We start from the raw sequence: 8,186 nt of genomic DNA, 5'->3' as shown, positions 1-8,186 counted from the left end.
GCCACCCCGGGGCTTCGTGCCGGACGGGTCGGGGTCAGCTGCTGCCGAACTTCGGTGCCGTGGTGGGCGTCGAGGCGACCGGTGTGGTCGGCTGCGTCGGCGTGCTGGGTGGCGTCGATGTGCTCGGCGGGGTGGAGGTGGACGGGGGTGTCGAGGTGGACGGGGGAGTGCTCGCGGCCGTGAAGTCCTTGACCGTCTGATAGGACTTCTTCGGCGTGAAGTTGTTCCGCAGGAGCCCGAAGTTCTGCTCGATGTCGTTGGTGTTCGTCCCGGTGTCGCGGATGTTGTAGATGAACGCGGGGCCGACCCAGGCGGTGTCGCGTGCCGAGGCGAGCAGGATCTGGACCGTCTGCGCCTGCACGTCTTCGCTCACTGCCACCGGGTTGGTCCCGGTGGGGGCGCCCGATTCGGTCATCCACAGGAGTTTGCCGCCGTCGCCGTTGGCGGTCATGAAGTCGTGCATGTCCCACATGCGTTGAAAGGTGCTGTAGGAGCGGGTCGACGGATCGTTGGGCAACGCGGGGAAGGTGTACGGGTGGACCGCGACCGCGTCGAACGAGCTCTTGAGGTTCAGGGTGTAGAGCGCCTTGAGGAAGGTCAGCGGTGCGATGTCATGGCCGTTGTCGACGGCCGGCGCTAGGCCGCCGCTGATGACCGTGGGCGCCGGTGACAGCGTCCGGATCGCCGCCGAGGCCGCGGCCAGCAGCCGGCCGTAACCGGCGGTGTCCGGTGCGGGCTTGTAGAAGATGTTGAGGTTCGGCTCATTCCAGATCTCCCAGACCCCGATCGAGTTCTGGTAGTGGATGGCGGCGTCTCTGGCGAAGGCGGCGAAGGTCGCCGGGTCGGCGGGCCGGAAATGGCTGTCGGTGGGGTTGTCGGCAGAGTTCTGTGCCCACCGCGGTGTGTAGGCGACCACGCCTGTCGGACACATCCCGAGGCTGGTGATCTTGTTGACGACGCGGTCGAGCGCTGTCCACGTACGGGTTCCGCGCTGCGGTTCGATCACCGACCAGTCGACGTCGACGCGAACGAGTCCGACGCCGGCGTCGCGGGCGGCGGTGAGTTCCCGGGTGAGGTCGGAGTCGTTGAGGCCGAGGATGCCAGCGCCGGGTGACACCCCGACGCGGCCCTTGGCGGCCGATCCCTGGCAGGCCGCGGGAGCGGCGGTGTGCGCAGTGGGCACGAGAACGGTTGCGGCGCCGACGGTCAACGCCACGACGACGGCGGCGCGGGCGAGGAGAGAACGGCGAGAACGAGCGGGTCGTGCAGTGGACATTCGGGGGACCTCTCCGGTGCGGCTGCATGGGCGTCTACTGCAGAGGTTGTGGCGCAGTCCCCCCGAACACGCAGGCCACAACCTTCTCGAACGAACGCAATAGTCACACCAGTCACACGACATCACCGTGTCAGTGACCAAAGCTGAGCCGATCCGAGAGCGTTTCGTTACCTCGACCGGGCGCGGTCGGAGTGCGCACCCTCGTTCAGGCTGCGTCGATGACCATGTTTTGTGGCCAGCTGATGTCGAATCGCTGAGCGAATTCCGGGGCACGAGGGAGCCGCTCGACCGCGATGCAGGCGAGCCGGTGTTCGATGCCGAGGACCGTCGGTGGCTCTTCGATGTCTGGCGGGTCCGCGCACGGGTCGTCGCTCGCCGAATGCTGCTGAAGTAGTTCGTCGATCCGGTGTTCGTGGTTGGCGCGGAGTCTCTCGGGCGGGTCGGCGTTGCGGCGCCAGCCATACCGTCCCCGGTCGGGGCCGTCGGTGATCTTCTCCGTCGACCATTGGTGCGGTTCGCTGCCGACGGCCCGATTGTGGCGACCACAGGCGGGTGCCATGTGCGGCGAGTCGGTGAGTCCGCCGTCGGCCCAATCTGCTTCGGCGTGATGCATTTCGGTGTGGGCGAACGGAACACCGCAGTCGTCTTTGCTGCATCCCTTGTACTGCGCGAAGGCCATCAACCGTTGCGCCTGTGAGGCGAGGCGACGATTGCGGCCGAAGAACAGCGGTTCGTTCGTGACGTCACTGAACACAGCGAGATGCGGCTGGGCGTCGGCAGCGAGTTTCACGACGTCGCTGATCGGGAGGTCAGAACCGGTGGCGGTGCGTGCGACGCCTGCGTGCTCCCGGAGCTGTGCGTCGGTGATGGAGACGATGATCTGTGGCGGCAATCCACGATGCGAGCCGCCGAGCAGGCCACCGTTGACCGCGGCATCCAAGAGGGCCTTGAACGCGTCGTGGTTCCGCTGACTCTGCGATCGATGGTCCCGGTCGGCTGCCTCTTTCAGCAACTGCGGGTCGGCATCGCCGTGATCGCCTTTGGGTGACTGGTCGTCGTCGGGGTTGTTCATCCCCGGCGCCGCCCATTTCGCCAACACCACGTCGAACAGAGCGCGAGTGATCGGATCCAATGTCGCAGTGAGTGTCGACATCAACTGCGAGTCCTGGCAACCGAGGTTCAGTTTCCGGTTGCGTGCGCGGTCGCGGTCATCGGTCAGTTGTCCATCGGGATCGAGGTGCGCCAGGATCCGCACACCGGCGGCGGTGATCTCTTTCGGCGTCAACGTCGTCGCGAATTCGGCCAGGACCTTCTCTGCCCGCGCCCGCTGTTCCAGGTCGACGGCTGACGGGATCTTCTTCATCACGTCGAGGACCGCGTAGACGTGATCGGGCCCGACCGTTCCGGCGGCGAGTTCACGAGCGGTGTTCGGGCACACCGGTGGCAGTTTCTCACCGGTCATCGCGTGCATGGGTTCCAACGCTCGGACGGCTTGAAGGCGTTTCTTTGGGTGGGTGATCCGTAGTTTGGTCTGGAGGAACTCGGTGACGGTCACGCATCCCACGGTCCGGTGGGCGTCGCGGTCGGAGACCTCGAGAATCCGCCGATTGCCGATGGACTCGAACTGGCGGACAACGGTTTCGTGAGTGATGGACAGTTGTGCGACGGTCTCGTCGTCGTGGGCGTCTGCGGTCTCTTTCGCGATCTCGTCGAGGAGGTCCTGCAGGGCAGCGTATTTCGCCACGAGATCGCTCACCGGCTGCCCCCTCCCCAGGTGTGACTGTACGTTTATTCTAGCACGTGTGTTCGAGGAGTGGGGGATTGATTGTCGCGAATAATGTTGAACGTGGGTGTATTTCGGGTGTGTGGTTGAGTTCTCCTGCCGCTGACGGTGCGGAAGCCGGACGCCGAGTGTGCGTTGTCTCGTCGTCGGCGTGCGGTGAGCTGTCAGCACACTCGACGACCGTTTCCACACAGTCAGCAACCGCGGGTCAGGCACTCGACGGCCGTTTCCACACAGTCAGCACGAGCGGCACACTCGGCGACCGTTTCTACACAGTCAGCGCAACCGTTACGGCTTCGGGGGTCGGTGGGGGAGGATCACCTGCTGGTCGTCGAGGAGGGAGACCGTCATCGGGAGACCGTATGTGGTGGTGAGGAGTTCGGCGGTGAGGGTGGTACGGGGTGGACCGCTCGCGACGACCTGTCCGTCGGCGATCACCACGACGGTGTCGCTGTAGGCCGCGGCCATGGTGAGGTCGTGGACCACCGCGACGACGGCGTCCCCCCGGGCGGCGCGCGCGGTGACCAGGGCCATCACGGTCTCCTGGAAGTGCGGGTCGAGCGCCGCGGTCGGTTCATCGAGCAGGAGCACCGGGGTCTGCTGGGCGAGGACTCGCGCCAGCGCGACACGTGCACGTTCACCGCCCGACAGGGTCGCGAACGGCCGATCGGCGAAATCGACGACGTCGCACTGCGCCATGGCCTCGGCGACCGCGGTCTCGTCGTCGGCGTTGGCCGGCGTGCGGTTCCACGGGTGCCGTGCCATCTGCACCACCTCGCGACAGCTGAACGAGCCTCCCACCACGTGGTCCTGCGGAAGCACCGCTCGACGGCGCGCCTGTTCGAGCGTCGACAGACGCTCGATCGGGTCGCCCTGCAGTGCAACGTGTCCCGCGTCGAGGTCCACCGATCCGGCCAACGCCGAGAGGAGGGTCGACTTCCCCGCCCCGTTCGGGCCGACGATGCACAGCACCTCGCCCGCCCCGACCGCGAGATCCACACCGTGCAGGACCTGCCGTCCGGCGCGGCTCACCGACACCGACTCCGCGCTGATCAGCGGGCGAACGGCAGCCGCAGCGCCTGTCATGCCCACCCGCCCTGACGGGAACGGGTGCGGCGCAACAGCAGCAGGAACACCGGACCGCCGACGAGAGCGGTCAGCATGCCGATCGGGAGATCTGCGTAGTCGACGAGGGTGCGCGCGGCGAGATCGGCGAGCACCAGCAGGATCGCCCCGGCCAGGGCGCTGGCCGGTACCAGCACGCGATGTGCGGGTCCGACGACGATGCGCATCAGGTGCGGGATCACGAGGCCGACGAACAGGATGATGCCGCAGAACGACACCGCCGCCGCGGTCAGCACCGCGACGATCACGACGGCGACCCGCCGCAGCCCCTCGACGTCGACACCGAGGTGCCGGGCCGAGTACTCGCCGAGGGCCAGCAGGTCCATCCGCCGCGCGATCGTCATCGACGCGATGATGCCGACCACGACGAGCCCGACCACCAGGTACACCTGATCCCACGTCGCCCGGTTCAGGCTTCCCAACTGCCAGAACACGATCTGGTCGCGCGCGGTGGGGCTGGCGGAGAACGTGAAGAACGCGATCAACCCGCCGGCGAAGGCGTTGACCGCGATGCCCGTCAGCACCAGGGTGACGACCTCGGTCCGTCCCGCGGATCGCGACAGCAGATACACGATGCCGGTCGTGAGGAGTCCGGCCGCGAAGGCGCCGCCGGCGACCGCGTACCCGGCGACCCCGAGCCCGCCCACGGCGATGACACCCGACGCGCCGGCAGCGGCACCCGACGACACCCCGATCACCCCAGGTTCGGCGAGCGGGTTGGCGAACACGCCCTGCAGGACCGCACCCGCGCAGCCCAGTGCGGCGCCGACCACCAGCGCCAACATCACTCGCGGCAGGCGGACGTTCCACAGCGTGTTCTCACCCACTTGATCGGGCAGCGGGCCGAGTGCGATGTGAAGGTGGTGCAGCAGCGAACCGAGCACCTGCAGCGGCGGGATGTGGTTCTGCCCGATCCCCGCGGCGACGACGACCGCGACGGCGAGGATCGTCAGACCGACCGGTGCCACGACGACCAGGGGTATCCGCCGCAGCTTCGGTGAGCGATCTCCGTCGCGGATCGTCCGCAGCCGCTCGGCGAGGGCGGGACTCACGGGCGTCCGAAGAGGGTGCGCGCGAGCGCCACCGCCACATCGCCCGTGCGGGCCCCGAACGACAGCAGTTCGCCATCGTCCATGTCGATGATGCGTCGATCGCGGCCGGCCGGCGTCTCGCTCACCCCGGGGATCTTCTCGAGGCCGTCGACACCCCCGACCGACGCCAGTCCGTCGGTCATCATCAGCAGCACATCGGGTCGGGACTTGATGAGTCCCTCGGACGTGAGCGAGGTGAAGGCGTCGGTGAGCCCGGCCGCGGTGCCCGCGTCCTGTCCGCCGACGGTGTCGATGAGGGAGTCCGCGCCCGAGCCGGGGCCGCCCAGGATGAGCAGGCCCGTACCGCGGGCGTAGACGAACGCGATCCGCGGCCGATCGGCGTCGCGGGGGACCATCGCGCGGGCCGCGGCGATCTGGGAGTCGGTGCGGGCGACGAGAGCGTCACCGGCCGCGGGGATCCCGAGCGCGGTCGCGACCGCTCGCAGCTGTGCGTCGGTCCCGGCGACGGTGCGTCCGGCGCTCCCGGTGACCACGGGGATCCCCGCGGCGGTGAGCTGACCGGTCAGCACGTTCGCCGACGGCAGCGACGCGTCGGTCAGCACCACGGTGGGTCGCAGGGCGATGATCGCCTCGGCGTTCGCGTCGGTGCCGCCGGTGGTCACCACCGGGATCGATGCGGCCGCAGGGAACTTCGTCGCGATGTCGCGGCCCACCAGGTTGCGACCGAGCCCGAGCGCGAACACCGCCGTGCCGTACGTCCCGTAGCGGTCGAGGGCAACGATCCGACTGACGTCGGTGATCGTCACGCGCCGGTTGTCGGCGGTGGTCACGGTGACGGGCAGTTGCGGGGTCGGCGTGGGCGACACCGGGATCGGATCGGCCGAGGGCAGCCGTGCGGTGCGCGGACCGTCGGGCAGCGGCACCGACGTCGGCGACGTATCCGATGACCCGACGTCGAGCGGTGCGGTGGAGCACGCACCGATGGCCGTCGCCACGACGACCGTCAGTACGAGGATCGAGGCGGCGGCCCGCCTCGACATCGTCGTCAGCGTGGCCCGCTCGCCATGCTCAGCAGTGCGGTCACCGCAGACGACGAAAGCTTCCAGGCCCCGCCGGACTTGGTGTAGCCGTAGGGGATCGCGACCGGGGCCGGTGTGTGCGGGCTGGCGACCGACACCGTGGCGGTGGCCTTGTCGGTGCCGTCGGCAGCGACCGAGGTCACGGTGAACACGCTCGGGGTGTAACCGCCGGCGCTCGCGCCCTGGGCGAATCCGTTGAGCTTCTGCCCGATCGCGGGATCGGTCGAATCGACGAGTCCGGCAACCTGTTCGGGAGAACTGGCCGGGTCGACGACGGTGCGCAGGATCTGCTGGGCCGCGGCGGCGTCGAGATCGGCCGGCGCCTGCGCGGTCGTACCGGACCCCGTGCTGCTCGCCGACGTGGTCGCGGCCACGCTGCTCGACGCGGTGGTCGACGAGTCGTCGCTGCCGCAGGCGGTCGCACCGATCACCACCGCTCCGGCGATGACGGCACCGATCGCGAGTCTCCGGATCTGCATGTGTTTCGCTCCCTGTCCGATGTCGAGTAAGGCAATACTAACCTCTCGACCATCCCGACTGATCAGGGCTGCGCGGTGAGCACCTGCCGGAGGAGATGCAGGGCGACACTGGTGGAGCGGTCGCGCACGTCGGCACGTGACCCCGGGAGCACGAGGGTGCGGGTCACCACGGTGCCGTCACCCAGCGCGATCCCGAAACACACGGTGCCGACCGGCTTCTCGGGCGTACCGCCCCCGGGTCCGGCGATGCCGGTGGTCGAGATCGCGGTGTCGGCGCCGAAGCGCCGCAGCGCGCCGGTCGCCATGGCCGCGGCGACCTGTTCGGACACCGCGCCGTGTGCGGCGATGAGGTCTGCGTCGACGCCGAGGACATCGGTCTTGATCTCGTTGGAGTAGGCGACGGCGCCGCCGACCACGTACGCCGAGGACCCCGCGCGATCGGTGAGGCGCCCGGCGACCAGTCCCGCGGTGCACGATTCGGCCGTGGCGATGAGGCGGCCCGAGAGCAGCCCGGCGACCTGGTCGTCGACGGTGGACCCGTCGACGGAGAAGATCGCGCGACCGTGTTCGGCCCGCAGCAGGTCGAGCAGCGCGGCGTAGGCGTCATCGGCGCCGGTGTCGATGCGGGTGACGATCTCGAGTTCGGCGCGGCGCAGGCACGTGGTGATCTCGAGGCGGTCGAACCCGGAGATGGTCGACTCGGCGGTCCGCAACGTGACGGCGAGCTCGGACTCGGGGACGCCGATCATGCGGACGGTCTCCTGGCGCTGCTGCGGGGCCGAGGCCAGGATCGCGGCCACGGCGGGCACCTCGACGACCGCGGGCCACATCGCCTGCAGTTCCGGCGGCGGACCGGGCAGCACCACCACGGTCGGGAGGGTGTCGGTGCCGGAGACGACGACGCCGGGAGCGGTGCCGGTCGGGGTGACCCACTGCGCGCCGGCGGGGATCATCGCCTGTTTGCGCGTCGCCGCGGCGACGGAATCGAGTCCGGTCGTGTCACCGCGCGCCGCCATCCAACGGTTCACGATGGCGCTGATGGTCTCCTCGAGCGCGGTGTCGAGCACGAGTTCGCGTCCGGTGAAGCGGGCGACGATCTCGACGGTCAGGTCGTCGGCGGTGGGACCGAGTCCGCCGCTGGTGAGGATCAGGTCGACACCGTCGTCGGCGAGGAACCGCAGTTGCGCCTCCATGTCGGCGGGTCGGTCGCCGCAGACGGTGATGTGGGCCAGTTCGATGCCCGCGTCACCCAACCGTCCCGCCAGCCACGGACCGTTCGCGTCGGCCACCCGTCCGGTCAGCACCTCGGTCCCGGTCACCACGATTCCTGCGCGCACACTCACGATTGCCGAGCCTACGGGGTGGGACCGGACCGATCGCCGGCGTTCCCGT

At 69.0% G+C, this 8,186-nt stretch carries 7 protein-coding genes; all 7 read right to left on the bottom strand.

The window, feature by feature from the left end:
- Positions 1-34: 34 nt before the first annotated feature.
- Entirely contained in the window at positions 35-1,276 is a 1,242-nt protein-coding gene (locus OG579_RS07310; RefSeq protein ID WP_328858603.1) for a glycoside hydrolase 5 family protein, read from the bottom strand.
- A gap of 205 nt (positions 1,277-1,481) precedes the next feature.
- Positions 1,482-3,032 carry an HNH endonuclease signature motif containing protein gene (locus OG579_RS07305; protein WP_328858602.1) on the bottom strand — a complete coding sequence of 517 codons (1,551 nt, stop codon included), beginning with the start codon at positions 3,030-3,032 and terminating at the stop codon, positions 1,482-1,484.
- 315 nt (positions 3,033-3,347) lie between these two features.
- On the bottom strand, positions 3,348-4,145 hold the full coding sequence (locus tag OG579_RS07300; protein ID WP_328858601.1) for a heme ABC transporter ATP-binding protein: 798 nt from the start codon (positions 4,143-4,145) through the stop codon (positions 3,348-3,350).
- Positions 4,142-5,161, bottom strand: a complete 1,020-nt coding sequence (locus tag OG579_RS07295) for a FecCD family ABC transporter permease (RefSeq protein ID WP_456243463.1) — start codon at positions 5,159-5,161, stop codon at positions 4,142-4,144. Before OG579_RS07295 ends, OG579_RS07300 begins: the two co-directional genes overlap by 4 nt.
- A gap of 71 nt (positions 5,162-5,232) precedes the next feature.
- The gene (locus OG579_RS07290; protein WP_328858600.1) at positions 5,233-6,276 is read right to left on the bottom strand and encodes a heme/hemin ABC transporter substrate-binding protein; all 1,044 of its coding nucleotides are present in this window, start codon (positions 6,274-6,276) and stop codon (positions 5,233-5,235) included.
- A gap of 5 nt (positions 6,277-6,281) precedes the next feature.
- Positions 6,282-6,794, bottom strand: coding sequence for a DUF4878 domain-containing protein (locus tag OG579_RS07285; protein ID WP_328858599.1), 513 nt, complete (start codon positions 6,792-6,794; stop codon positions 6,282-6,284).
- 62 nt (positions 6,795-6,856) lie between these two features.
- Positions 6,857-8,137 carry a competence/damage-inducible protein A gene (locus OG579_RS07280; protein WP_328858598.1) on the bottom strand — a complete coding sequence of 427 codons (1,281 nt, stop codon included), beginning with the start codon at positions 8,135-8,137 and terminating at the stop codon, positions 6,857-6,859.
- Positions 8,138-8,186: the final 49 nt, after the last annotated feature.

Source organism: Williamsia herbipolensis (assembly GCF_036153515.1).
Classification (GTDB): Bacteria; Actinomycetota; Actinomycetes; order Mycobacteriales; family Mycobacteriaceae; genus Williamsia_A; species Williamsia_A herbipolensis.
This window is presented reverse-complemented; position numbering and strand designations above follow the sequence as displayed.

Excerpts from the sequence above, each read along its gene's own strand:
- OG579_RS07310 (WP_328858603.1), bottom strand. The coding sequence starts at position 1,276 with ATGTCCACTGCACGACCCGCTCGTTCTCGCCGTTCTCTCCTCGCCCGC.
- OG579_RS07290 (WP_328858600.1), bottom strand. The coding sequence starts at position 6,276 with ATGTCGAGGCGGGCCGCCGCCTCGATCCTCGTACTGACGGTCGTCGTG.
- OG579_RS07285 (WP_328858599.1), bottom strand. The coding sequence starts at position 6,794 with ATGCAGATCCGGAGACTCGCGATCGGTGCCGTCATCGCCGGAGCGGTG.
- OG579_RS07300 (WP_328858601.1), bottom strand. The coding sequence starts at position 4,145 with ATGACAGGCGCTGCGGCTGCCGTTCGCCCGCTGATCAGCGCGGAGTCG.